Source organism: Chryseobacterium sp. R2A-55 (assembly GCF_021401085.1).
Classification (GTDB): domain Bacteria; phylum Bacteroidota; class Bacteroidia; order Flavobacteriales; family Weeksellaceae; genus Kaistella.
The window spans coordinates 61,811-88,530 of sequence record NZ_JACBFP010000005.1 but is presented as its reverse complement, the minus strand read 5'-3'; the positions used below and the strand labels follow the sequence as shown (position 1 = coordinate 88,530).

The 26,720-nt window shown below is 41.5% G+C and carries 21 protein-coding genes; 11 read left to right on the top strand and 10 right to left on the bottom strand.

Annotation, left to right across the window (positions count from 1 at the left end):
* Positions 1-110 precede the first annotated feature (110 nt).
* Entirely contained in the window at positions 111-989 is an 879-nt protein-coding gene (locus L0951_RS07485; RefSeq protein ID WP_234110606.1) for a cyanophycinase, read from the top strand.
* A gap of 132 nt (positions 990-1,121) precedes the next feature.
* Positions 1,122-1,967 (top strand): isoaspartyl peptidase/L-asparaginase, encoded by an 846-nt coding sequence (locus tag L0951_RS07480; protein WP_234110605.1) that lies wholly within the window; start codon positions 1,122-1,124, stop codon positions 1,965-1,967.
* Positions 1,968-2,294: 327 nt separating this feature from the next.
* On the opposite strand, the gene ppdK is transcribed toward L0951_RS07480, so the two are convergent.
* Entirely contained in the window at positions 2,295-5,069 is a 2,775-nt protein-coding gene (gene ppdK, locus L0951_RS07475) for a pyruvate, phosphate dikinase (RefSeq protein WP_234110698.1), read from the bottom strand.
* Positions 5,070-5,754: 685 nt separating this feature from the next.
* Between ppdK and L0951_RS07470 the strand changes: the two genes are divergently transcribed.
* Both L0951_RS07470 and L0951_RS07465 read left to right on the top strand, forming a co-directional pair.
* Positions 5,755-6,321, top strand: a complete 567-nt coding sequence (locus L0951_RS07470; RefSeq protein ID WP_234110604.1) for a dihydrofolate reductase family protein — start codon at positions 5,755-5,757, stop codon at positions 6,319-6,321.
* Between the two features lie 233 nt (positions 6,322-6,554).
* Entirely contained in the window at positions 6,555-7,820 is a 1,266-nt protein-coding gene (locus tag L0951_RS07465) for a M20 family metallopeptidase (protein ID WP_234110603.1), read from the top strand.
* 824 nt (positions 7,821-8,644) lie between these two features.
* Here L0951_RS07465 and L0951_RS07460 read toward each other — a convergent pair.
* A complete protein-coding gene (locus L0951_RS07460) occupies positions 8,645-9,667 on the bottom strand; it encodes a 3-oxoacyl-ACP synthase III family protein (protein ID WP_234110697.1) in 1,023 nt (340 codons plus the stop codon).
* 91 nt (positions 9,668-9,758) lie between these two features.
* Between L0951_RS07460 and L0951_RS07455 the strand changes: the two genes are divergently transcribed.
* Entirely contained in the window at positions 9,759-10,661 is a 903-nt protein-coding gene (locus L0951_RS07455) for a CorA family divalent cation transporter (RefSeq protein WP_234110602.1), read from the top strand.
* 67 nt (positions 10,662-10,728) lie between these two features.
* Here L0951_RS07455 and L0951_RS07450 read toward each other — a convergent pair whose 3' ends face one another.
* From L0951_RS07450 to L0951_RS07435, 4 genes are all read right to left on the bottom strand, one after another.
* The gene (locus tag L0951_RS07450; protein ID WP_234110601.1) at positions 10,729-12,321 is read right to left on the bottom strand and encodes a DHA2 family efflux MFS transporter permease subunit; all 1,593 of its coding nucleotides are present in this window, start codon (positions 12,319-12,321) and stop codon (positions 10,729-10,731) included.
* Between the two features lie 194 nt (positions 12,322-12,515).
* The gene (locus L0951_RS07445) at positions 12,516-13,619 is read right to left on the bottom strand and encodes an HlyD family secretion protein (RefSeq protein WP_234110600.1); all 1,104 of its coding nucleotides are present in this window, start codon (positions 13,617-13,619) and stop codon (positions 12,516-12,518) included.
* Between the two features lie 82 nt (positions 13,620-13,701).
* Positions 13,702-14,997, bottom strand: a complete 1,296-nt coding sequence (locus tag L0951_RS07440) for a TolC family protein (RefSeq protein WP_234110599.1) — start codon at positions 14,995-14,997, stop codon at positions 13,702-13,704.
* On the bottom strand, positions 14,984-15,607 hold the full coding sequence (locus L0951_RS07435) for a TetR/AcrR family transcriptional regulator (RefSeq protein WP_234110598.1): 624 nt from the start codon (positions 15,605-15,607) through the stop codon (positions 14,984-14,986). The genes L0951_RS07440 and L0951_RS07435 overlap by 14 nt, the downstream gene beginning before the upstream one ends.
* Positions 15,608-15,770: 163 nt before the next feature.
* Between L0951_RS07435 and L0951_RS07430 the strand changes: the two genes are divergently transcribed.
* Complete coding sequence (locus L0951_RS07430) at positions 15,771-16,007, top strand: hypothetical protein (RefSeq protein ID WP_234110597.1); 237 nt, start codon at positions 15,771-15,773, stop codon at positions 16,005-16,007.
* Between the two features lie 293 nt (positions 16,008-16,300).
* On the opposite strand, the gene L0951_RS07425 is transcribed toward L0951_RS07430, so the two are convergent.
* A complete protein-coding gene (locus tag L0951_RS07425) occupies positions 16,301-16,621 on the bottom strand; it encodes a hypothetical protein (protein ID WP_234110596.1) in 321 nt (106 codons plus the stop codon).
* Positions 16,622-16,775: 154 nt separating this feature from the next.
* On the opposite strand from L0951_RS07425, the gene L0951_RS07420 reads away from it, so the two are divergent.
* The gene (locus tag L0951_RS07420) at positions 16,776-17,132 is read left to right on the top strand and encodes a hypothetical protein (RefSeq protein WP_234110595.1); all 357 of its coding nucleotides are present in this window, start codon (positions 16,776-16,778) and stop codon (positions 17,130-17,132) included.
* A 174-nt stretch (positions 17,133-17,306) separates the two neighbouring features.
* Here L0951_RS07420 and L0951_RS07415 read toward each other — a convergent pair whose 3' ends face one another.
* Positions 17,307-18,446: an ATP-binding protein gene (locus L0951_RS07415; protein WP_234110594.1), complete on the bottom strand. Its 1,140-nt coding sequence runs from the start codon at positions 18,444-18,446 to the stop codon at positions 17,307-17,309.
* A gap of 204 nt (positions 18,447-18,650) precedes the next feature.
* Here L0951_RS07415 and L0951_RS07410 point away from each other — a divergent pair, with 204 nt between their 5' ends.
* From L0951_RS07410 to L0951_RS07395, 4 genes are all read left to right on the top strand, one after another.
* Complete coding sequence (locus L0951_RS07410; RefSeq protein WP_234110593.1) at positions 18,651-19,922, top strand: hypothetical protein; 1,272 nt, start codon at positions 18,651-18,653, stop codon at positions 19,920-19,922.
* Between the two features lie 61 nt (positions 19,923-19,983).
* On the top strand, positions 19,984-20,574 hold the full coding sequence (gene lptC, locus L0951_RS07405; RefSeq protein WP_234110592.1) for an LPS export ABC transporter periplasmic protein LptC: 591 nt from the start codon (positions 19,984-19,986) through the stop codon (positions 20,572-20,574).
* A gap of 133 nt (positions 20,575-20,707) precedes the next feature.
* On the top strand, positions 20,708-21,757 hold the full coding sequence (locus tag L0951_RS07400) for an anhydro-N-acetylmuramic acid kinase (RefSeq protein WP_234110591.1): 1,050 nt from the start codon (positions 20,708-20,710) through the stop codon (positions 21,755-21,757).
* Positions 21,758-21,804: 47 nt separating this feature from the next.
* On the top strand, positions 21,805-23,319 hold the full coding sequence (locus tag L0951_RS07395; RefSeq protein WP_234110590.1) for a carbon-nitrogen hydrolase family protein: 1,515 nt from the start codon (positions 21,805-21,807) through the stop codon (positions 23,317-23,319).
* A gap of 91 nt (positions 23,320-23,410) precedes the next feature.
* On the opposite strand, the gene L0951_RS07390 is transcribed toward L0951_RS07395, so the two are convergent.
* Together L0951_RS07390 and kdsA are read right to left on the bottom strand one after the other, a co-directional pair.
* Positions 23,411-25,573, bottom strand: coding sequence for a TonB-dependent receptor plug domain-containing protein (locus tag L0951_RS07390; protein ID WP_234110696.1), 2,163 nt, complete (start codon positions 25,571-25,573; stop codon positions 23,411-23,413).
* Positions 25,574-25,874: 301 nt separating this feature from the next.
* Positions 25,875-26,684 (bottom strand): 3-deoxy-8-phosphooctulonate synthase, encoded by an 810-nt coding sequence (gene kdsA / locus L0951_RS07385; protein ID WP_234110589.1) that lies wholly within the window; start codon positions 26,682-26,684, stop codon positions 25,875-25,877.
* Positions 26,685-26,720: the final 36 nt, after the last annotated feature.

Genomic DNA, 26,720 nt, shown 5'->3' with positions numbered 1-26,720 from the left:
AAAATCATCATTAATGCAATCGAATAGAAAATCAGATGAATTTTTACTAAACTCAACATATTCATGAATCCGGTGATGCTGAGTGGATAATTTTTTTAAATTTGCAAGATATGACACCTTCAGGAAAATTAGTAATCATCGGTGGTGCCGTGAACAAAGGCAGCTTCACGGAAACTGATTACGATAAAAACGTAGAAAAGAACCTTAATTTTTTTGAGAAGGGAATCCTCAGAAAAATCATCAACGAGTCCAGGCACCAAGAGGATTCCGTTTTCGAAATTATCACCACAGCGTCTCAGATTCCGCAAATCGTAGGTCCGGAATACAAAAAGGCGTTCGAGTTTCTGGGGGCAAAAAATGTGAACATCCTAGATATTCAAAACCGTGAACAGGCGAATTCCGACCCCATCGTGGCCAGAGCAATTGCTGCTGATGTGGTACTTCTAACGGGAGGTGACCAACTTCGGCTCACTTCCATTTTAGGCGGAACCCGTTTCCATGACGCCATATTGCTGAAATATCAAGAGCAGGATTTTATCTATGCAGGAACTTCAGCAGGAGCTGCAGCCGCTTCAGAAAACATGATCTATCAAGGTTCAAGCAGCGAAGCACTTTTAAAGGGAGAAATCAAAACCACTCAAGGTTTGGGTTTCATTGAAAACGTGATTGTGGATACGCATTTCGTTCAACGAGGAAGAATTGGAAGGTTGTTTCAAGCAGTGGTCAATAATCCCAGAACTCTGGGAATCGGTTTGGGAGAAGACACCGGACTTTTCATTAAGGATCATAGCATGACCGCAATTGGTTCAGGATTGGTCATTTTGGTGGACGGAAGATTTATTAAAGACACCAATCTCACCAATATTGAATTAGGACAACCCATTTCAATCGATAATTTAATTGTTCATGTAATGTCCCAAAATGATGAATTTAACCTTAGGACTAAGGAACTGAAAATCATGAATTCCCAGTATCAACCGACGACTTAATGAAGTCAATTTTTTAGGGTGAATTCGATTCGCAAATCAATTTATGAGAAAATGACTTGACATCCAAAAATCTCGAACCTGTCTGCAGACAGGCCTCAAACAAATTCAAATAACACCAAACCTTAAAATAAAATGAGCTGTCTCCTCATCCACGGCGGATTTTTCTCTGAAAGCGACCAAAGTCACGAAACGAAAATGGCCAAACAAGAATCACTGAAAGAAATCACCAAAAAGTCTTTTGAATTTTTGAAAAGCCATTCTGCCGAAGAAACCGTGGTATTCGCCGTTTCCCTTTTGGAAGACGACGAACTTTTCAATGCAGGAACCGGTTCACAAATCCAGAGCGACGGAAAAATCAGGATGAGCGCCTCTTTGATGAATGGCGAAACCCAGAAATTTTCGGGCGTCATCAATATTGAAAATGTGCAACACCCGATTGAAGTCGCAAAAATTTTAATGAAAGAAGATGACCGGGTTTTAGGCGGAAACGGCGCCAAGAAATATGCCTCAGAAAACGGTGTTGAGGATTTTTCCACGGAAATCCCACAACGAAGAAAGGAATACGAAGAAAAACTGAAAAATGGAGGAAAAGGAACGGTAGGTTGTGTTGCGTTGGACCATGAAGGAAAATTGGCGGCAGCCACTTCCACCGGCGGTAAAGGTTTTGAACTGGTGGGAAGGATTTCGGATTCCGCAACCGTTGCCGGGAACTATGCCAATTCTTTCTGTGCGGTAAGTTGCACCGGAGTTGGCGAAGATATCGTAAGTAACGCCACTGCCGCAAAAATCGTCACGCGAGTTACGGACGGAATGAGCATCGCAAATGCATTTGAAAAAACTTTTTCTGAACTAAAAGAAATCGACGGATTTGCTGGAGCGATCGGAGTTGACAGAGAGGGAAACATGTTTCATCAGAATTCTTACCCGAAAATGGTTTTTGCGAGTTTCGATGGGGAAAGGATGACCGTGTTTGATTAAAATTTTCAATTCTTCTGAAAGTGAGGTCATCAATATGTTCAGAAACTATTTTGGCGTGTTGAATCGTTATACTGAATTGTCTTGGGAAGGAATTTTTCTATTTTGATCTTGAAGACTTGATCATTTCAATTTGATGCGGTATTTTTCCATGATCTTTTAAAAACCTTTCATAATGAAGGAGAAAAAGGAAATAAGTGATTGGCGACCCTGCCTCTAGGCAAAAAGGAGCGAGCCAAATTTCTTGTGGTCTAGAAGGATTTTGCAGATTTCGACTCCAAAAAACAGCCGCTCCAAAGGAAGCGGCCGTTTCATAATGACTGCGAAAACTTATTTTTCTTCAATTGCGGCCTGTGCTGCAGCTAATCTGGCAATCGGAACCCGGAATGGAGAGCAGCTCACGTAATTCAGTCCGAGTTTGTGACAGAATTTTACGGATTCAGGGTCGCCGCCGTGTTCACCACAGATTCCCACTTTCAGTTTTGGTTTTACGGAACGTCCTTTTTCCACGCCGATTCTCACGAGTTCTCCAACTCCGGTTTGGTCGATGGACACGAATGGATCTTCAGGCAACAGTTTCAAATCCAAATATTTTGGAAGGAAACCGCCGATATCGTCTCTTGAGAAACCAAACGACATCTGAGTCAGGTCATTGGTTCCGAAGCTGAAGAAATCCGCAACCTGTGCCATGGAATCGCCTTTCAGCGCGGCTCTTGGAGTTTCGATCATTGTTCCATAGAGGTAAGGAATATTTTTCACACCCAGTTTTTCAATGACTTCGCCATAAACTCGGTCCACGATATCTTTCTGGTGAGTCAACTCGTGGCGTCCCATGACCACTGGAATCATGATTTCCGGATAGGCTTTTTTGCCTTCTTTTTGAAGTTCACCTGCCGCTTCCAGAATGGCCCGAACCTGCATTTCGGTAATCTCCGGATAGGAAACTCCCAGACGAACACCACGGTGTCCCAACATTGGGTTGTTTTCGTGCAGCGCAAGAATTCTTCGGTTCAGGACGCTCATTCTTACACCCAATTCTTTCGCCAACTCCTGCAATTTTTCTTTGTCATGAGGTACAAATTCGTGTAAAGGCGGATCAAGCAAACGGATAGTGACCGGATTTCCGTCCATCACTTCCAATGTGGCTTTAATGTCTTTTTTCACAAATTTGAACAACTCATTCAATGCTTCTTTTCTCTCCTTCACCGTGGTACTCATGATCATCTTTCTGAGCAGGAATAATGGTTTTTCGCTTCCTTCACCATAGAACATGTGTTCCGTTCTGAATAATCCTATTCCTTCTGCACCGAAATAAGTTGCCTGTTTTGCATCTTTTGGAGTGTCAGCGTTGGTTCTTACGCCTAATTTTTTTGCTTTATCAACGAGTTTCATTAAAGTCTTGTAGGACTCGTTCTTATTCAAATCAGAATTGGTGAGTTGCAAAACGCCTTCGTAAACCACACCCTTCGTTCCGTTCATGGTCAGCCATTCTCCTTCATGGATTTTTTGGCCGGAATTGGTCACGAAAAATTTTTCTTTTTCGTGGATTTCAATATCGGAGCAACCTACGATACAGCATTTTCCCCAACCTCTCGCTACGAGCGCTGCGTGAGAAGTCATTCCGCCTTTCGTGGTGAGGATTGCCTGAGATTTATGCATTCCGTCCACATCTTCCGGCGAAGTTTCTTCACGCACCAAAATCACTTTTTCGCCTTTTAATCCCCATTCCACGGCATCTTCAGAAGTGAAAACCACTCTGCCAACTGCTCCGCCGGGACCAGCAGGAAGACCTTTGGCAACCGGTTTGTATTTCTTTTCTTCTTCAGGATCAATCATTGGCAATAGCAGTTCCACCAATTGGTTGGGCGCAACCCTCATCACTGCAGTATCGGCATCGATGAGTTTTTCTCTGAACATGTCGGTTGCCATTTTCACAGCGGCAACACCATTTCGTTTTCCTACTCTGCATTGCAGCATAAAGAGTTTTCCTTTCTCAATAGTGAACTCGATGTCCTGCATATCTTTATAGTGCGCTTCCAAGCGTTTTTGGTATTCATCCAATTCTTTGAATTGTTTCGGCATGAATTTTTCCAGAGTCAGCAAATCTTTTGAATGGTCGTTTTTGGAAGTTTCGTTAATTGGAGCCGGAGTTCTGATCCCCGCTACCACGTCTTCTCCCTGTGCATTGATCAGATACTCGCCATAGAAATGGTGGTCTCCGTTTCCGGGGTTTCTGGTGAAAGCAACTCCGGTGCAGGAATCTTCACCCATATTTCCAAAAACCATTGCCTGAACGTTTACTGCAGTTCCCCACTCGTCTGGGATTCTTTCAATTCTTCGGTATTCGATCGCGCGTTTTCCGTTCCATGAAGCGAACACGGCACCAATTCCGCCCATCAGCTGATCCCAAGGATTTTCAGGAAATTCAACTTTCAAATGCTTTTTGGTTAAAGTCTTAAATTCTTTTACCAATTTTTTCAGATCGTCTGCAGAAAGTTCGGTATCCAGATGGACTCCTTTCGCTTTTTTCACTTCTTCTAGGCGTTCATCCATAATTTTACGGATTCCTTTTCCTTTTGCCGGTTCCATACCTCCTGCTTTTTCAATCACCACATCGGCATACATCATCACCAATCTTCGGTAGGCATCGTAAGCAAATCTTTCGTCTCCGGAGATTTCGATGAGCCCTTTCACTGTTTCATCGTTCAGTCCAATGTTCAAAACCGTATCCATCATTCCCGGCATGGATCTTCTCGCGCCGGAACGCACAGACATCAGCAGCGGATCTTTTACATCGCCAAATTTCTTGCCCATCAGTTTTTCCACTTCGGCAAGAGCGGATTTTATTTGTTTTTCTAAATCTTTCGGATAAGTTTTCTGGTGACCGTAGAAATAGGTACAGACCTCTGTGGTTACTGTGAATCCCGGAGGAACAGGAAGTTTCAGGTCTTTATGTCCCGCCATTTCGGCTAGGTTTGCTCCTTTTCCTCCGAGCAGGTTCTTCATCGATTCATTACCATCCGCTTTACCTCCTCCGAAGGAATAGACATACTTTTCTGATTTTTTTGCCGCCGCTCTTGCTGCAGCAGGTTTCGCTTTTAACATGGTAGTCATTATAGATAATTTTAATTATTTCGTATCAAATCACATGTAAAATTACGGTGATTTGAATGAAATACCGCTTTCTTTGAAAATGACAATTGTCAATATTGAGAAAAGTCAGTTTTGTGAATCGATACGCTGGATTCGGAAAATCAGATTTGGATATTCATCCACACCACGTCTTTTCCCTGGCGAAAAAAGAAATTTAAGTAATTGCTGCATCAAAAAATGGGTAATCGCTGCAAAATATTGGTTGTCCGGTAATCGTTCTTAAATGTCTATAAAACCTTAATTCTTCGGTTTCGATTAGAAAGTAGATTTAAAGAGGTTTTTGATTTTACAGGTAAAAGTTGCTCCGGTTTTCGGACGGCTGAATGGAAGCTGTTGGCGGCGCGTGAATGCAGCCATTAAAACTAATTTATTCACCGGATCGATTCAATAATATTTTGCCTTTTATCAAGATTGAAAACAATTGCCTATATTTGGTTGTGCAACAGACACTTTGTATTTCTGTCAGGGGGTTCAAGTTTATGTCATCAAGACTTTTTCCAATTGTTCTTTTTGTCATATTGACCATGATCTGTTCTCAAAAGCTGCCGCCAATTGTAATCCCAAACCTTTTATTAGTGGTCATTGCAACGGAAGACCCAATCTGACTTTTGACCACCAGAAATCCAGAACTAAAATGATGAGAAAAACTATTGCAGCAATTAATATGACGCTTGACGGAATTTGCGACCATCATGTTGGAATTGTTGATCAGGCACTCCATCAACATTATTCCGAACTATTAAACAATGCGGGACTTATCCTCTATGGTCGGAAAACCTTCCAACTCATGCAATTTTGGCAAACATTACTGACAAATCCTTCAGACGAAAAAACCATGAATGACTTTGCCAATTCAATAAACAAAATTGAAAAGATTGTTTTTTCAAACACGTTAAAAAATACGGGATGGGACACCGCAAAAATTGCAGACAAACCTCCTGAAAACATTATCCTGGACCTAAAAAAACAATCAGGACAGGATATTTTAATAGGCAGCCGTAGTTTGATTATTCAACTTTTAAACAGCAACCTCATTGACGAATTTCAAATTTGTATTCATCCTATGGTTGAAGGAAAAGGGTTGCGACTGTTTGACCAAATCAAAGACAGAATTTCCTTCAAACTCAACAGGACAAAATCCTTTGATTCAGGGGTGATTATATTATATTACGAACCGACAAAAGTGAAATTGGCAAACCGCTAAAAATCGGCAACTGCTGCACAAACCCGGTTTCCCGGTAATCGTTCTGAGACTTGGATATAACTTTTCCTCCTTTATTTTTCGTTTTGGCTTTGAAAACCAGTTGTAAAATAGGATTTTATTTTCTGCAATTGACCTTAAAATCCGGGTCAATTAACTCACCTTATTTCAAGAAAAGCCGTAACTTAGTTTAGTGAAAATGACCTAAGGAATGTTAATCAATTAATTAAAAAATTATGGATACCAATCAAATCAAGTCGTTTAACAGAAACGCAGAAACCTATATAGATGCCATGCTGCCCGAGTTGGAGACCATTTACAAAGACATCCATCAAAATCCCGAACTCTCCATGCAGGAAGTTCGCACCGCCAAAATAGCCGCAGATTATCTGGAAAAATATCACTTTGAAGTAACCGCCAATGTCGGAGCACACGGTGTGGTTGGTCTCATGAAAAATGGCGAGGGTCCCGTGGTAATGTGTCGCGCTGATATGGATGCGCTTCCCGTGACCGAAAATACGGGACTGCCCTATGCAAGCACCAAAGTGGGAAGAGACCAAGACGGTGTGGAAGTGGGCATCTCGCATGTTTGTGGACACGATATGCATGTCACCTGGCTCATGGGTCTTTCCAGGCTGTTTTCAGAATTCAGGGATCAATGGAAAGGAACTTTGATGGTGGTTTTCCAGCCGGGAGAAGAAGTCGGAAAAGGTGCGCAGAGCATGATTGATGGTGGAATGATGGAGAAATTTCCGAAACCCGAAATTATTCTTGGACAACATGTGATGGTGGGTGAAGCAGGTACCGTGGGCTACAGAAGCGGCGCAATCCTTTCTGCGGGGAACAGCATTAAGGTAAAACTCTTCGGCAAAGGTGCTCACGGATCTTCTCCGCAAACCTCCATTGATCCGGTAATTATGGCCGCTTCAACAGCGATTCGGCTTCAAACTATTGTTTCCAGGGAAATTGCGCCAAGCGAAAATGCGGTTTTAACGATAGGCGCATTGCAAGCCGGAACAAAGGAAAACATTATCCCGGATGATGCCACCCTCAAACTGAACATCCGCACATTCAATGACGGCGTAAAAGACCATATTCTTTCTGCAGTGAAACGGATCTGCTGCGCAGAATGCAGCGCTTCAAACGCTTCACAAGAACCGGAGTTCACTGAACTGGACAGCTATCCTTTAACCGAAAATGATGCCGCCGCCACGGAAAGAATTGCGGAAGCGTTCCATGCGCAATTCGGAGATCATGCCTATGAAACAATGCCGGCATCGGCAAGCGAGGATTTTAGCGTATTTGGCAGAAACTGGAAGGTACCCTATGTATTCTGGTTTGTGGGCGGCACCGATCCGGAAACCTACCGCGCTGCCGTGGAAAAAAATCAGCTGAATTCCATTCCGAGTAATCACTCCCCGAAATTTGCCCCTGGTATTCATCCCACGCTAAAAACAGGATTACAGGCAATGGCGACGGCAGCTTTGGCATGGCTTGACTGAATGAATGTCGAGAAATCGAAAAACTTCCTGTAAATCAGATATCTTCGGTGAAATGCCGGAATTTCCGAACGCCGGAATCGAGTATCCCGAACTTTTTAGCAGCAAAAAATTTATAAAAACTTTGTCTGTCCCCGCAGTTTTTTCCACGCAGGGACAGACAAAGTCATTTCTTAAACTCATCCTTCCAATTCTTAAGATCTACCAAATCGCTTTCGCTAATCACCGATATACAGAGATTAATAAGTTTAAGCGATAGGAATGTTCTCTAAATGCACAACAGTTAAACTATTTCTTAAAAGTTCGGCAGACCGACATTCAGCTGAATACTGGCAATGATTTATCCGTAACAAAAGATATAAAAGCCTGTGAATCCACAGACCCGGATCTGAACAGCAGTTCAGGACCTATTGATTTCAGTCTTAGGCTATATTTTATATGTTTAAAGCTGTAATTTATATGGCTAAAGCAAAAAAAAATATAGTTAAAGTATAAAAAAATATAGTTAAAGCATAAAAAATGACATTTAAACCATCAAAAAATGACGTTTAAACCATAAAAAATGACATTTAAACCATAAAAAATTACGTTTAAAGCATAAAAAAATAGTGTTAAAGTATAAAAACATATAGCTAAAGTATAAAAAATGATGATTTAAACATAAATGATTCAGGATAAGACAAATATGCAGTAACTTCAGGCATAATCAATTATTGAATATGTTTTCAAATCCCCGCTGTCACATGAATCTTTAATGTGGGTTTAAAAAACATTCTTAACTGAAAAATGCACCCAAAAGGTGCATTTTCAATATCCGTCAATCCGAATCAGTATTCAAACAAAACACTTCCCCAAGTAAATCCACTGCCAAAAGCAGAAAGCAAGACCAAATCTCCGCGTTTTACTCTATTCTGCTGAATCGCCTCACTCAAAGCAATTGGGATCGATGCAGCGGTTGTATTTCCGTATTTTTGGATGTTGTTGAACACCTTCTCATCCGGAAGTCCGAAACGTTGCTGCACGAATTGCGCAATCCTTAAATTCGCCTGATGCGGAATAAAGAGGTCTAAATCTTCGGCGGTTTTTCCGGCAGATTTTAAGGCTTCCATCATGGTTTCCGGGAATCTGGTGACTGCGTGTTTGAAAACGAAATTTCCGTTCATGATGGGGTACACTTCAGCATCGGTGACGTTTTCCGGTTCCAGGCGCATTCTGTCACTCCATCCGAATTTAGAACCCGGGAATTTCGTGCAGAGTTCCTCGGCATACTTGCCTTCCGAGTGCATATTTACAGCGAGGATATCACCTGCTTTTTCATCTTCAGTCGCAGAAAGAACAACCGCTCCAGCTCCATCACCGAAAATGACGGAAACTCCTCTTCCAGCATCAGAAAAATCTAAACCGAAAGAATGAACTTCCGCACCGATCACCAGAATATTTTTGTACGTTTTAGATTTAATGAAAGCATTTGCCACACTCATCGCATAAACGAATCCCGAACATTGGTTTCTCACATCCAGTGCACCGATCGTGTCACAACCGAGCATTTCCTGAACCAATACGCCGCATCCCGGAAAGAAATAATCCGGAGAAAGGGTGGCAAATACGATATAGTCAATATCTTTGGCAGTCATTCCCGCATTTTTGAGGGCGATTTCTGCCGCCTTAAAGCCAAGGTAAGCCGTGGTTTCCTCAGAATCGTTTCTGTTTTTCCGGTGGTGACGTTCCTTAATTCCTGTCCGTTCGGTAATCCATTCGTCACTGGTGGTCATCAGCTTTGATAAATCGTCATTAGTCACCACGTTTTCAGGCACATAATGTCCGATCCCCTTTATAATGCTTTTAGTCATCATGCTTTAAAAATTTACGCAAAGATACTTCATATTTGAAACATGGAAAAAATAGCGGATTTCGGAGGAAAATATTATTTAAATTTGCTGTATGGCGATAGAAATTATTTTCCGGAATTCACACTGCGAATGGATAGACGTGGAAGCTCCAACTGAAGAGGATCTGAATTTCCTCCATGAAAGATATGAAATCAACCAATTGATTTTGGAAGACACCATCGATCCAAACCACCTCCCGAAATTTGAAGAAGACGGAAACGTGAAGTTTTTCCTGATGCGCGAAAACACTGAGCTGGAAAGGCAAAATCTGAATACGATCAGCGATATCAGTACGAAACTGGGCATTTTCCTGGTCAACGGACTGATCATCACCACGCACCGGATGAAGAACCGCAGTATTTATGAAATGAAAAAGGAAATTCTTCTTCCCGAAAACAAGGATTCCACTCCGCATCAAATCGCCCTGAAATTGGCATTAAAGGTGATGAAATCTTTTGACGACGAGTCCCAAAATCTTCTGGAAACCATGGATCATATGGAAAATGAAATCTTCCTGAAAAACACCAACGATTCCGTGCAGATCCGCAGACTTTACAAATTAAAACGAAAATCCGGACTCAATACCCGAATTCTGAATATTTCTTCAGTTTGGGTGGATAAATTCCGGGTCCTTAATCTGAAGGAAGCTGAAATAACGGACCTGATCGACAAGCACAAAGACGTGATCGCCGATTTCGAACACCTCAATGCACAGATTACCAACTTGATTTCCATGTTTCTCGCCATGAGTGACCAACGTGCAAACCAAGTGATGAAGGTACTTTCCATTTATGCAATGTATTTTTTCCCATTAACTTTCATTGCGGGAATCTATGGGATGAATTTTGACAATATGCCCGAACTCCATCATCCACTCGCCTATTTCATGATTCTGGGAGTCATGGCGCTGATCGCCATTCTGACTTTCTTTTATGTAAGGCGGAAAAAATGGTGATCTTAAAATAAAAGCGGCTTCAAGAATTTTCCTGAAACCGCTTTTTAAAACTAACCTTAAAATTTCGTTAATGAACTGCGTCACCTATGTCGATGACTTCTCGTCCCTTTTTTTCCTTCACGAACAAAACAAAAGGAATACAGATGAGAAACAATATCCCCAAATAAAGGAAAACATCCATATAGGAAAGCACAGTGGCCTGTTTGAGTACAGACAAGTCCATGATCTTGTAGGCAGATTGCAAAGCGGCATCCGGAGTCAGTCCTTTGGCCTGGAAACTTGCTTTCAACCCTGCAATTCTTTGCTGAACATTAAAATCGTTCATATCGAGGTGAGCGTCCAAATTCGCACGATGCAGCACCGTTTGATTCGCAATGAAAGTGGTGATTGCCGCAATTCCGAACGAACCTCCCAATTGTCTCATCATTCCGGTAAACGCAGCACCTTGTCCGATTTCTTGACCTTTCAATGTTGATAATGCCAATGAGGTAATGGGGATAAAAAGCAGTCCCAATCCGGCTCCACGAACGATCAGCATCCAAAAGAAATCAGATTTCCCGGTATCAGGCGTGAGAATTTTGTATCCCCAAAAACTGTAGATAAAGAAAATCAAAAGTCCGAGCGAAACCAGAATCTGCTGTTTTGCCCCGCGCGTGAGTAATCTTCCGATAATAGGCATCATAAATGCAGTGGTTAAAGCCGCCGGAATCATCAATGCACCTGATTGCAAGGCGGTCCAACCCATGATACTTTGCGTATAAAGCGGGATGATGAAAGTGGAACCATACAGTCCGAATCCAAGAATGAAGGACATCACCGTTCCGATTCGGAGGTTTCCGTTTTTTAAAACCCTTAATTCCACTATCGGATACCTGAACGTGAGCTCTCGCCAAAGGAAAAGAATGAATCCGATGACTGCAGTGGCGGTAAGGAAAATAATCACCTTGCTGTCAAACCAGTCTTCTTCATGGCCTTTTTCAAGGATATATTGCAATGAGCCCACAAAAATCGCCAGTAAACCGATTCCGAGCCAATCCACGTCTTTCACTTTCCGTTTTTCGGAAAATTTTGGACTTCTTACAAATTGCAGTGTCATCAAAGTCGCCGCAATTCCGATCGGAATATTGATGTAGAAAATATAAGGCCAGGAATAATTATCCACAATATAACCTCCTAAAGGCGGACCTAAAGTGGGACCAATGATCACGCCGAGTCCGTAAATCGCTTGCGCCATACTTCGCTTCTCAATGGGATAAGATTCGGTGATAATGGTTTGCGAAGTCACCAAAAGTGCTCCACCGCCAATTCCCTGCATCAGTCTGAAGAAAACCAGCTCCCAGATATTGGTCGCGTTCCCGCAGAGAAAAGAGAAAATCGTAAAAATAATAATCGACGCGGCGAAATAATTCCTTCTTCCAAACTGCTGGGAAAGCCAGCTCGTCATCGGAACGATGATCACGTTTCCAATGGCATAAGCGGTGATTACCCAACCCACTTCTGAAAGGGTGGCACCTAGATTACCCTTCATTTCATTGAGCGCCACATTGACAATCGTGGAATCCACAATTTCCAACAACGCGCAAAGAATAGCGGTAATGGTGATGATGACGCGCCTTGCGCCGTATTCAACTAAAGAATCCTGCATGAATTGTTTGAGCATTAATAATGAATAAATAAAGGTGAATTGCTTCCTTGTGAAATTGCAGATTCTACCTTGTCAAATTGCTGTCAAGTCCATTTCTTAAAGTGAATTCCTCCTACTGAATTTTCGAAAGAAAACCAAAAACTGAAAGTTGTTCGAGCTGATCCCGGCTGTCTCCCGAAATCTTTCATCGCTCTTCTTTCAACTTCCCTCTACTTCAAATCCACTGTAGTCTGCACATTCATTCCCGCCCGGAGTCTTTTTGAAATTTCCGGATTCAGCTTCACGAAGTCAATTCTTACCGGAAGTCTTTGAACTACTTTCACAAAGTTTCCACTTGCATTGTCTGGCGGCAAAATGGAAAAGGTAGAACCTGTAGCCGGTGAAAAGGAAGTCACCACGCCTTCGAAAGTCTGATCTGGAAAAGCGTCAATTTTGATTTCTACTTTTTGTCCTTCCACCATTTTTGAAAGTTGGGTTTCCTTGAAATTGGCGATGATCCATTTGTCGTTATCGCGAACCAGGCTGAACAATTGTGAACCGGCCTGCAAAAACTGTCCTTTCTGGATCGGAACTTTTGAAACAAAACCATCTTGCGGAGCGAGAATCACCGTATAAGATAAGTTCAGTTTTGCGTTTTCCACATCCACTTCTCTTTGTTTCACCACAGAATTTGCCACGCCGATTTGTTCGGAACTTGCCGCGGTTTGAGACTGCACGATACCCGTTTGCTGGGAAACTTGATTTCTTTGGTCAATCAAAACCTGCAATTGTCGGTCTGCAGATTGTTTCGCAGCCAAAGCCGTTTCGTATTGCTGTTGGGTAATCGTGTGGTCTTTCACCAAGTTGGCATACCTGTTCAAATCCTGGGTCGTTCTCCAAACGTTTACTTTTGCGGCTTCAATTTGTGCGTTGGCTGTCGCAATCGCCGCATTGGTGGTGTTGATATTTTGCGCGGCCGCATTTGTTGATGCAGTTGCAGTTCTCACGTTGCTTCTTGCGGTTCCTAAGGCGGCAATTGCGGATTCCAAAGACATTTTCTGGTCGCGATTGTCCAGTACGATTAAGGTGTCGCCTTTCTTCACGAATTGGTTGTCTTTCACTTTCACTTCACTCACATACCCTGAAATCTTGGAAATTACGGGAGACATGTTGGACGCAATTTGCGCATCATCGGTTTCCTCATGAGTTAACCCGTAGGAATAAGTTCGGTACCCAAAAAATCCACCAATCAGCAAAACTGCTGCAAGCACAATGGGAAAAACCGGTGATTTTTTCTTTTTAATTTCTGGAAAAAGTTCTGGTTCAGTATTCATTTTCTGTTTGTTTATATATTAATTCTGTTTCAGGACAGGCTTTCGGAAGACAGGTTTCAAAAGCGCTCCCTCGCTCCATCTCCTAAATTCCCGCCGTTTGCAATAATTTTCTATAAGCTAACGCAGCATCAGCTTTTGCATTGATCACATTCACGTTGGCCGAAATCTGTGCGGTATCTGCATCCAAAAGTTCGGTGATGGTCGCCAAACCGTTCTCAAATTTATTTTTGGTTACCCTGTAATTTTCGTTGGCTTGAGCCGCAGCTTTTTCATATACTGCAATTTTCTTTTTTGCAAAATCCGAATTTTGGTAATCGCGGTTGATGTCGAGCTTAATCTGGTCGTTCAACAAATCGTTCATTGCTTCCAATTGTTTTTCCCTGGATTGAGCCTGCATCAAAGCAGAATTTTTTTTCCAAAGATTGTCGATGTTGTATTGAACTCCCAAACCGATATTTGCCGCATTGGTTATTGTCAAAATTTTAGGAACTTCAGCCGCGATATAGCCTCCAGTTAGAGCGATCGTAGGCAAACTTTCTGCCTTCGCCGCCTTCGTTCCCAATGCTGCAGCTTTTCTTTGGTAAACCAAAGCCTGCAAATCTTTTCTGTTGGAAATCGCCTGATTCATGTAATAGGAAACGGACTGATTTTCTGTGAGTTCCGAAATGTAATTGGAGTCGATTTCAATTTCAGTGGTTTCGGGAAGTCCCAAAAGCAAATCCATGTTAATGTTCGCAATGTTGTAATTATTATGCGCCTCAAGCAATTGCAATTCGATATTGGAGGTTTGAAGATTGGCTTTCAACCTGTCGTTTCTTGCAATAATCCCGTTGTTTTCCAGTTTCTGGAAAGATTCGTCCCGTTTTTGGGAGGCAGTTAGATTTTCTTCCAAAACTTTAATCGCCTGGTCCGCTTTGAACAGGTTGTTGTAAGCCTGTGCAACATTATATGCAATCGCGACTTTATCATTTTCAGTGCTAAGTTTTGATGCTTCCACCAAATATTCGGCAGACTGGATTCCATATTTAATCCTTCCGCCAGCATAAAGAGGCAGAGAAGCAGAAATCTGACCCAGAAAGGCCGAGTTCGCTTTTGGTCCGTTTCCACCGTTTTGCGATGGAGGCAAAATCTTCAAATCAACATTGGCATTGGCCAATGCCAAAGCACTTGCCGATGCTTTTAACGAAGGAAGTCTGTTATTCTTTGCTTCCAGATAATTGGCGGTGGCTTCCTGGATTTTAGCCTGGTCGATTTTCAGGTTTTTGGAGTTCTGGATTCCCAGGGAAACCGCTTCTTCCAAAGTAAGCAGTCTTTTTTCCTGCGCATGAAACAATGCAGCTGCCCCCAGAAACATAGCTGTGATTTTACTTTTCGTCATAACCTAAAAGGTCTTTTAATAATTGTTTAATGTGTTTTCTTAAATTTTCGTAATAGGTTTTCTTGTATACTTCTGGCTGTACATCCTTTCCATTGAATTCTCGGTAAAGATCCATTCCATTGAAAGCATAAAAAACCGTTCCGATAAGGGTTGCGTGCAGAAATTCGACTTCCGGTTTCTTACCAAAAATCCCGTTGGAAATCCCGCTCTGCAAGAGTTCCTCGTAAACCTTTAGAAATCCAAGCTTTGAAACCCTCATAAAATCGTTGATTTGAGGATTCTTGTTGGTGATCTGCTCGGTTTGCATCACCCTATAGAAATCTTTCAACCGCTCAACTCTTCCGATGTAGGAATTCACCACCATCATAAGTTTCTCCCATTCATTGAGGTCTTGGCGGCTCATAATGACGGTGGTAAAATCAGTACTTTCCTTCATTCTGTACTCGAAAAGCTTCTCGAGCATCTGTTCTTTCGAACCAAAATAATAGGAAATCATGGAGACATTGACTTGGGCTGCAGCAGAGATTTCACGGGTTGAAGTAGCATCAAAACCCTTTTCTCCAAAGAGTTTCTCAGCTGCCATTAAAATATTTTCTTCTTTTGAGATCATGATTTCCTGATTTTTCCGGGTGCAAATTTAAACATGTATTTGAAATAATCAAACGATTGATTGATATTTTTTTATTAAAAAAAAATTAAAGTAAAAAACGGCGAGTTCATTTCAAAAATAATATTATCTTCGCAGTAATCAACCCAATAATTATCAATTGAATATGAAAAATATCTTTTCAGTTTTAGCGATCGTGGCGTTTACCGTTGCTTCCGCTCAAGAAGGTCCAAAAAAAGACTGCTGCGCAGGAAAAGACAAAAAAGAATGTAAAATGGATTCCAAAAAAAATGCAAAAGCCTGCGACATGAAGGACCATAAAAACTGTGACATGAAAGATCACAAGGATTGCAAAATGAATGCAGCCAAAGAGAAAAAAGAAGATGCCAAGAAAGCAGCCTAAAAAACGAAACCACTGAACAAGTGGTTTTTTTGATCTTCCGCAGATGATCTCTTGCACACTCTCCTCGATGACGGTTCATCGCTTAAAAAAGACGATTGATTCCTGCGACTTTTAAGCTGGCCTTTAATAAATGATTTCATTTTATTAATTCTATTCTTCAGATTTTGGGAAGAATTATTGTTTTTTACTGCAAAAAATCACCCTTTTGGGTGATTCCACGATTGATTTTTATTTTGCATTTTCGCAACATAAAATCCTGACCCATAAAACTACAATGTTGATAATAAGAAACCCTATTGATCATTTACGCCACCCAAATCTTTGGATTCTTTAAAAACAATTCGTCCGGCAGGAAATTTTATTGATTTTTGATGGTCAATCCAGCAAATACGCAGTGTATAAATAGAAAAAATAAATAAGATGAAAACAAAGAACATTTTTTTGAAGACCATGCCGTTTGTATTATTATTGGTCCTTGTATTTTTCACAAGTTGTGAAAGAGATGAAACAGAAACCAAGGAATCACCTACCACAGGCAATGCCCTATTTTGGGTAGCCTCTGATTTAGGATGTGGTACGATCAATGTTTCCTTGAATGGAGAAAGTGGTAACATTACAAAATTTTTCAGCTCTGGCTCACCAGATTGTGGCACAATCGGCAATGCAAATTTCACGCTCCCAGGAGGAACCTATAATTTTACCGCTAATAGCACCGGAGGTTGTAATTGGAGTGGAAGCATCAAAATCAATAATGGAGGGTGTTCCAAAATGGAGCTAACTAATAACGGAGGAGGCGGAAATGGAGGTGGAAACGGAGGTGGAAATGGAGGCGGAAGCTGCAATTCCATGAATGCGAGCATTTCAACAACCTATTCCTGGCCAAAAAATTGTGGAAACCCAGACGATCTTTCGGTTACTGCCAAGAATAATTCGGGCGAAACTTTGGTAATTCGGATTGCAATAAAGAAAAAGAACGGGACTTGGGATTGCGGCTTAAAATACGGCGTTGGTCCAAACTCAACAATGACCTATTGGTCTTGCAGCGCAACCGGTGAATATCGAATTTATTCGATGAAGCAGTCGGATAATGATGCAGGTTGCAAATTTCCAGCTTGCGGTTCATGACATGGTCAATTACCACAACATGCATAGAAACACATTCTCTGTAGACTGGCAGTGCAAAGTTTATTTTGGAGTTTAGAGAAAAACAAAAAGCATAAAGGGAACGTTGTGGATCCCTGCAGAGATTTGATAGAAATTCATCAAAATGGAAAGCCCCGATAAGAATTTCGCATCAACTCAATTGGTGTATTCCGCCGATTTATGAATATACCTGGAAAGTTTGATCCCCAAATCCGTCCACACTATTTTGGCGTTTGCGTTTCTTTCCAGATGATAATCCGCATCTGAAATCTCCACTAAAATAGCTTCGATATTGGCGCCGTGGATAAATTTGGAGAAACTCTCCCACTTGAATCCGCCAGAATCGATCTTTTTATAGACTAAATTTTCGCTGCCATAATTCTGAAGTAGAGCAAGCCGGAACATCTCACCACAATAATTCAGGAAATTCTTTTGTTTTTCCCGATTCCAACCGGCGATATTCCTTCCCCAAAAAACGATATTTTTCAAAAATTCCGGCTTCTTTTTCACCTGAAAAGCTTCGCGGACCCAGGTAATGAAAAGCTCTTCAAATTCTGAACCGGATTCATCGATCTGCATAAGTTTTTGGGCAACATTTAGATTTCCCTGCGACTGGAAAACGATTTCATGGAGTTTTTCTTCAGACCAACGGAAATTTTCCGTCAAATAGGATTTCACGTCTTCGTCGGCAACCCTGGGAATTTCCACGAGTTGGGTCCTGGATAATATCGTCGGAAGGATATGATCTGCGTTTTCAGCAGTCAAGATGATTAATGTTCCTTCCGGTGGTTCCTCCAGGAATTTCAAAAACTTGTTCGCTGCAGAAATATTCATTTTGTCCGCCTGCCAAACGATAAGGATTTTGCTACCGCCCTCAAAACTTTTTAATGCGAATTTCCGGTTCAGGTCATCCACCTCGTCTGCATAAATAGTCAGCTGCTTATTCTCGGATTCCAGAATTCCACTCCAGTCTTCATTATTGGCATAAGGATTTTCAAGAATCATTTCCCGGAACTGCTCATAAAACTCTGACGATTTGCCCTCAATTTTTTCGGACTTATTCTTGTAAACGGGAAAACTGAAATGTAGATCGAGATGGTTTAAGGTCTCAATCTTAGATGCCGAATGTGGATTTTCTTTCTGGAAAACTTCTTTGGCGAAAGCCAGCGCAAGCGGTAAGGTTCCATAACCACTTTTGCCCACGAAAAGCTGGGCGTGACTCACGCGCTTATCCCGAATACTTTCTTTTAAAAGGTTTTTGAGTTTTTCCTGACCAGCGATATGTTCCCAATTCATGCGGTAAAAATAGTGAAAAAATATGGTTGAGACTGATGATGAAAAATAGAATGACTGCAATTTTTAGGGGCAGAAAAGTCTGTTGAGACCAAAGTCTAATCTTTTAGTTCATTCTTACAACCCACTTAACAAATTTTAACCCGCTGAAATTTTCTCAATTCAGTAATATTTAAGATATTTGCGCATTATTTTTAAAAATAAAGAATGAAAAAATTTCTTGTCTTACCAATTGTCGCTGTTGGTTTTTTTGCACAGGCTCAATCGATTGGTAATTCGCCATATGCCGCTTTTGGAATCGGTGATGTAAAATTCGATAACACCGTGGATGTGAATGCGATGGGCGGTATTTCCACAGCGTATATTTGGGATTTCAACAATAATTTCAATTTCGGCAATCCCGCCGCGAATAAAAATATGGAACTTTCCACGCTGAAATTCGAGGTATCAAACGAGAATAATTTCTTTAAATCGAATTTTGACAATTCCAGTGTGACCAAACATTCGACTTATCTTTCCAACATTACGATTGCATTTCCCATTTCCAGCAAAGTAAAATTTGGAATGGGTTATCAGCCGTTTAGCTCTAAGAGATACAATATCTTGACCAATACTACGCTTGAAAATGGTAGTGTGGAAGCAAAGAGTTTCCATGGCGAAGGAACTTTGAGCACTGTTCAGGCGGCACTTTCCTATCAGGTTTTACCTGAACTTGGATTGGGTTTAAGAACCAATTTCTATTTTGGTAACCTTTATGACATCGACGAACTCACTTTCTCCGATGCACCACTCATCAACGGATATTCCACTAAAAATAAAGTGAAGTCGTTCAACTTCACCTTGGGCGGAGCTTACCAGAAGAAACTTGAAAAAGACCGCAAACTTACCTTGGGTGCCACTTACACGTTCGGAAACACCGGACAGATGGAAACCTACTACAAAAACAGCACTTACTATTATATCGGCGACGAAAAAGTGAATGAGTCTATCATAGAGGAAAAATGGAGCAAAGACAAGCAGCTCATTCCTATGGAATTCTCTCTGGGAGCTGGTTTAGGCAAAGACGCAAAATGGTTTGTGGGATCCCAGCTGAACTTCAAAAAAGGAGAAACGATCCAGTTCTTGGGACAGCCTTTCGAATATCAAAATTCATACAGAGTTGCAGTTGGAGGTTGGTATTTGCCCAACTACAACAACTTTAGAAATTATTTTTCCCGCGTAACATACCGTTATGGCGCATATTATGAAAAAGGAAACCTTCAATTTGGGGGAACCAACATCAATCAGTTTGCCATTACGGGTGGAATGAGTTTGCCATTTGAAAACCGAAGTGCGAACCGAATGAGTGGAATAGATCTAGGCATTGAGCTTGGACAAAGAGGGACTTTGGACAACAACATGATCCGTCAGAATTTCATCAACCTGAGAATCGGTATTAATTTTGCCGATAAGTGGTTCCAAAAACGTCTTTACGATTAAGATGCAGCGGTGAGAGCATCGGAAAAAGAAAAAATCCTCTCTCAAAAGACTTACCGGAGCAATGAAATTCATCCAAAAAATATTAAAAATCAATATAGCCGCCGTTTTCGGTTGTGCTATATTTTTTGTGCTGAATTCCTGTGAGGAAGATCTCACCCAGATCAATAAGAACAAGAACACCAATTTCGCGTCGCAGATTATCAACAACGCGAATATCGTGCAGCGGGATTCCGGAATGGTGAAACTGCGTGCTACCGCGCCTTTGATTGAAAAATTCGAGTTCATTGACTCCCCTTATATTGTAGCCAGAAAAGGAATCAACATTCTTTTTTACGACAAAAAGAAACCTGGTGTCCCCGGGAAAATCAACGCAAAATATGCGAAATTCAACGAGAAGAAAAGATTTTACGAGGCAAAAGGAAACGTTAAAATCATCACCAGTGAAAACCAGATGTTCGCTATGCAGTCCGTTTACTGGGATCAGGTAAAGAAAATCATCTACACTACAGACACCGTTTATGTGACGGATAAAGATGGTTCCACCTTAGTGGGTGCAAATGGAATGCGGGCAAAAGACGATTTTTCTGAATATACTTTCTACAACAATTCCGGGAATATCAATGCCAAGAAAATTCCGGAAAAAGGACGGTGATTGCAGGAGTTTGGTAATTGGGTGGTTTATGGGATTGGTATTGGAACGGTCGTTTATTCATGGTTTGTAATCCGTATTTCGCAATTCGTATTTCCGAATTCTTTTCCTTAAATTTAGGGTAAATTTTATCCGAATGATTTTTCACGCAATAGGTTTGATGTCTGGAACGAGTGTTGACGGACTGGACATCGCATACGCTTCCCTGGAAAAAAACGCCAATGGAAGCTGGAATTACCAGATTTTAAATGCGGAAACACTTCCCTACTCAGAACTCTGGGAAGATAAACTCAGGAATTCGATTCTGCTAAGTCCTGAAGATCTTTTGGCACTCCATTCAGAATATGGATTTTATTTGGGAGAAAAAGTGAAGCGCTTCATCGAAAAACATTCCTTAGAAAAAGTAGATTTAATCGCTTCTCATGGTCATACGGTGTTTCATCAGCCGCAAAGAAAGTTCACTTTGCAGATTGGCGACGGAAGAGCAATCAGGATTCCCAATCAAATTCCGGTGGTGTATGATTTTCGGAGCCAGGACGTATTGATGGGCGGAAACGGAGCGCCCTTAGTTCCAATCGGGGACGAACTGCTATTCCCGGAATTCGACGCGTGTTTGAATCTCGGCGGTTTTTCTAATATTTCCTTTAAAAAAGATGGAAAGAGAATCGCATTCGATATTTGTCCGGTGAATATCGTCTTGAATAAATTCGCCCGGGAATTGGGAGAAAATTTCGATCGAAACGGAGATTTTGCTAGGAATGGAAAAGTGAATTCAAAAATATGGTCTTCCTTAAATTCACTGAAATTCTATGCAGAGAATCCGCCGAAATCCTTAGGAATTGAATGGGTCAATCAAAATGTCTTGCCCCTGTTAATCGCTGAAAAACCAGAAAACATTTTGGCGACATTCACCGAACATGCTGCGTTTCAAATTGCGGAAACCTTTAATAAAAATCATATCAAAAGGATTTTATTTACCGGTGGTGGAACTTACAATTCGCTCTTAATGGAAAAAATAAAATCCAGAACCACAGCAGAAATCATCATCCCAGATCAAAAACTGATCAATTACAAAGAAGCACTGATTTTTGCATTGATGGGAGTGTTAAAGTTCAATCACGAAATCAACGTGCTTTCTTCTGCCACAGGAAGCCCAGAAAATCATTCAGCAGGAATTGTGGTTTGAGTTTTGCCGGATTGCAGTCATTCCCCAAATTGTTAAAAATTAAAATTATGGAAATAGAAATAAGAGCATTGAAAATCGAAGATTACGATGGTTTAAAAGAAACAATGCAGAAAGCGTATCCTGCAATGTCGGAAAGTATATGGTCGAAAAAAAGCATTCAAAAGCTCATCAAGATTTTTCCGGAGGGACAAATCTGCATCACCGTGGACGAAAAAATCGCAGCGGTCTGTCTTTCATTAATCGTACAGTATGAACTGTTTGGAGACGACCATACTTACCGGGAAATCACTGGTAATTACACCTTCGACACCCATTCTGAAACCGGAAACGTGCTTTATGGAATCGAGATTTTCGTGGATCCCAAATATCGGGAGCTCCGTCTGGCGAGAAGGCTTTATGATGCGAGAAAAGATCTTTGCGAGAAACTTAACCTAAAGTCCATCATCGTTGGTGGAAGGATTCCCAATTACCACTTGCACAGTCATGAGCTTTCGCCAAGACAATACATCAGTCAGGTTCGGAAAAAGGAAATTTATGACCCGGTGCTGAGTTTCCAGCTGGCGAATAATTTCCTTCCCCTGAAAATACTTAAACATTACCTTCCTGAAGACTCCCACTCCGAGGAAAATGCCGTTTTACTTCAATGGAACAACATTTATTACAGTAAAAAACCAAATACGATGCAGGTTTCGGTAATCCGGTTGGGCTTGGTTCAGTGGCAGATGCGGCATTTCAAGGATATTGATGCGTTTTATGAGCAAGTGGAATTTTTTGTGAATGCAATGGCGGATTACAAATCAGACTTCATCATGTTCCCCGAATTTTTCAACACCCCGCTTCTTGCTCCCTTCAACCATTTGACAGAGCGCGAATCCATGTTGAAGTTAGCGGAATTGACTGAGCAGATCCGAAAGAAACTTTCGGAATTTGCGATTGGTTACAACATCAACATCATCGCCGGAAGTATGCCCATTGAAGAAAACGGCGAACTCTATAATGCAAGTTACCTGCTCCACAGAAACGGAAAAATGGATGAATACCGGAAAGTCCACATCACCCCGAATGAAAAAAAACTTTACGGAATGAAAGGGGGAAATGAGATAAAAGTGATTAACACTGATTGCGGTAAGGTGGGTTTGGTAATATGCTACGATGTGGAATTTCCAGAATTACCGAGGATTTTGGCGGAACAGGGAATGAAAATCCTTTTCGTCCCATTCCTTACAGATACCCAAAACGCCTACACCAGAGTCCGCCACTGTGCAGCAGCGAGAGCAATTGAAAATGAATGTTATGTAGCCATTGCAGGGTGTGTAGGAAATTTGCCGGGAGTAAACAATATGGACATCCAGTACGGACAAGCTGCAGTTTTCACGCCTTCAGATTTTTCTTTCCCTTCCAATGCGATCAAGGGCGAAGCAACACCAAATACTGAAACCACGCTGATTGTGGATGTGGATCTGAATTTATTGAAAGAGATACATCATTTTGGTGCAGTGCGGACTTTAAGTGACCGGAGAACAGACCTTTATGACGTGGTTTCGTTTAGGGATATAGAATAAAAACTCAAGAATCAAAAAAACACGCGTGTCTTTAGCGAAGCCGTGTTTCCAAAAAAAATCCCGAAACCAATAATTTCGGGATTTTTTCCTTTTAAAGTTTAAAATCAAGTTTCACATTGAAGAATCTTCCGGTCAGACGAACGGGAACCGGATAGCTGTATCCGCTCTGAACATCGGTAACCCATTGATTTGCCACCGTGTTTAGGATGTTGAAGGCATTGAAAATCTGCACACCCAAAGTCAGCTCTTTGAAATTACTCCAGAAACCACTCGCCACCTTGTTGTCCTTTTGGTCTATGAAGACTTTAGACAAACCAATATCAACTCTTTTGTAAGAGGGCAAAGTGCTTTGGAATTGATAAGGCGCGGCGAAATCAGGCTTTCCTTCGGCATCTACGGCAATCGGTGTTCCTGTGGGAAGTCCGCTTGCATAAACTAAAGTCAGATTTACCCGCATTGATGGGAATTTCGGCATATAATCCTGGTAAAACATTGAAAATCTGAAACGCGGATCAGTAGGTCTCGGTATATAACCCCGTCCTTCGATGTTTTCATAAACTCTGGCGTAACTTGCAGAAATCCAGGAATCCACTCCCGGAACGAACTCGCCAAATAATCTGGTATCGATTCCGTAAGCATATCCATCGGCATTATTTTGCCCGGAATACCGGATTCTCACATTGTCCATATAATAAGGAATCAGGTGATCCAGTTTCTTATAATAGATTTCAGAAGTAAGTTTAAAAGGCCGATCCACCATTTTAAATTCAAAATCATTTGACAGTATTGCCTGGATGGAACGCTGAGATTTTATGTTCTGATTAAAGTTTCCATCCAAATCCTTGATTTCCTTGTAAAACGGTGATTGATAATAAATACCACCGGAAAGTTTGAAAAGCATATCCAAATCCCAGTTCGGTTTGATGGCCAACTGTGCCCGTGGTGAAATAATCGTTTCATTATTGAATTCCCAATGAGATGCACGGACACCGGCATTGACAAAAACCCGGTTATCCCCCCAGAAAAATTTCTTCGAATATTGAGCGTAACCGGACATTCTGCTCGGTTGAATATGGTTTGTGCCCGCAATGTGGAAGCGCAGTTTCAATTGTGACGGATCCAGCGTTCCCGGATTGGTCCAGTCTCTCGGAGTACTGTAACCCAGGGAATCAACCAATTGCCATTCATTGGTGAAATCCTTCAGGTTTTCTTTTTCGAATTTGAATCCGATCTCATAATTGGTATTGACGTCTGGTGAAAAACGGGTCTTGAACTGGGTTCCATAAGTCTTCACCAATAAATCGTTTCGCGCATGGTCAATTTGTCCGCCAATATCATAGGAAACCGTCGGTTCCTGGGTAATCGGATCGAAAGACTGCAACATATAACCGGAAGCGACCGAGTAATATTCTCTTTCGCGATTTTGGTAGGCAAAATTATCAAGGGTAAAATGCCACTTTTTATTCGGCTTGAAATTCACAGAAGCGGTTCCCATCATGTTTTTGTACTGATCGTCCTCTTGACCGCTGTAATACACGTTCAGTTTCATCGGCATTAAAATCGACCCAAATTCCACTTCCTTCACTTTTGGGACCATTTGGTAGTCGTTTTTGCTAAAGTATCCGATGAAAGAAACATCCCATTTTTCACTGATTTTATAATTCAGGTAAGACTGAAAATCAACATATTGCGGATTAAAATCGCTATCTTCATTCAGAGTCTTTAGCACAAGATTGGTGTTTCTGTATCGCCCTGAAAACAGTGCAGTAAGTTTTTTGTCTTTGGATGCAAAACCAGTGGAAAGTCTTCCGCCGATCAAACTCGCCTCACCCGACAATTCAAATTTGGTGGGCTGTCTGTAATAAATATTTAAAGACGAAGACATTTTGTCGCCATATTTCGCTTCAAAACCTCCGGCAGAAAAACTGATGGCTTGCACCATATCCGGATTGATGATGCTCATTCCTTCCTGCAAAGAATTCCTAATCAGGAACGGGCGATAAATTTCAATGTCGTTTATGTAAATCAGGTTTTCATCGTAGTTTCCGCCTCTTACCATGTATTGCGATGAAAGCTCCGTATTGGAATTCACCGAAGGCAAAGTCTTCAAAAGTCCTTCCACACCACCGGAAAGCGATGCGACCTGCTGCGCTTCTTTGGTCGAAATCTCAATGGAGGTCAAATCCGTCACTTTGGGTTTTCCCTTCTTTTGAAAAACCACTTCTTCAATGACAGATTCTCTTTCTGATTTCACAAACAAAACATTGATGGTTTGGTATTTCGGGTTGGGTTTGATCGTCTTGGAAAACCCCCTGAAAGACTCTTTTTCTACCGTTAACTGCTGTTCAGTAGCGGCAATTGGTATTTTCAGAAAACCATTGCTGTCGGTGGTGAAATTTTGGTTATTGTAGGAAACCTGTGCTTCGGATACCGGAACTCCGTTTTCATCCAGAACTTTCAGGTTGATTTGCGCAACGGCAAAAAAAGGAAGCAACACAAATAATAAAGCGTAGTTTTTCAATGCGGAAAATTTAGGATTTAAAGATAACAAAAAATTACAGAATCGCTTCTCTGACCCTGCATAATTTTTGCAGCAAATCTTCCAGTCTGTCCAGCTTCAGCATGTTCGCACCATCAGATAAAGCCACACTTGGATCGGGATGCGTCTCGATGAAAAGTCCGTCTGCACCCACTGCGATTCCTGCTTTGGCAATGGTTTCAATGAGTTCCGGTCTTCCTCCTGTAACTCCCGAATTTTGGTTCGGCTGCTGCAAAGAGTGCGTCACATCCAAAATAACGGGCGCAAACTGCTGCATGGTGGGAATCCCACGGAAATCCACCACCAAATCCGTGTAACCGAAAGAGTTCCCCCTCTCGATGATGGCGGTCTTTTCATTCCCCGAATCTTTCACCTTTTCTACGGCGAACTTCATGGATTCAGGTGACAGAAACTGACCTTTTTTCAAGGTAACGCATTTTCCGGTTTTGGCAGCGGCAACCAACAAATCGGTTTGTCTTACCAGAAATGCCGGAATCTGCAACACATCCACATATTGTGCGGCGAGTGCGGCATGTTCGTTTTCGTGGATATCTGTGGTGGTTGGAATATTAAAGGTTTCTCCAACTTTTTTCAGGATCTCCAATGATTTTTCCTCGCCAATCGTGGTGAAGGAATCCACCCGGCTTCTGTTCGCTTTCTTGAAACTTCCTTTGAAGATATAGGGGATTTCATATTTATTGGTGATTTCAACCACTTTCTCGGCAATTTTCAATGCCATATCTTCGCCTTCGATGATGCATGGACCGGCAATCAGAAAAAAGTTTTTAGAATTTTTGTGGTGGATGTTTTCGAGGTATTGGATCATAAGATTTCTGAATTACAGGTTTCGGGATTGATATGC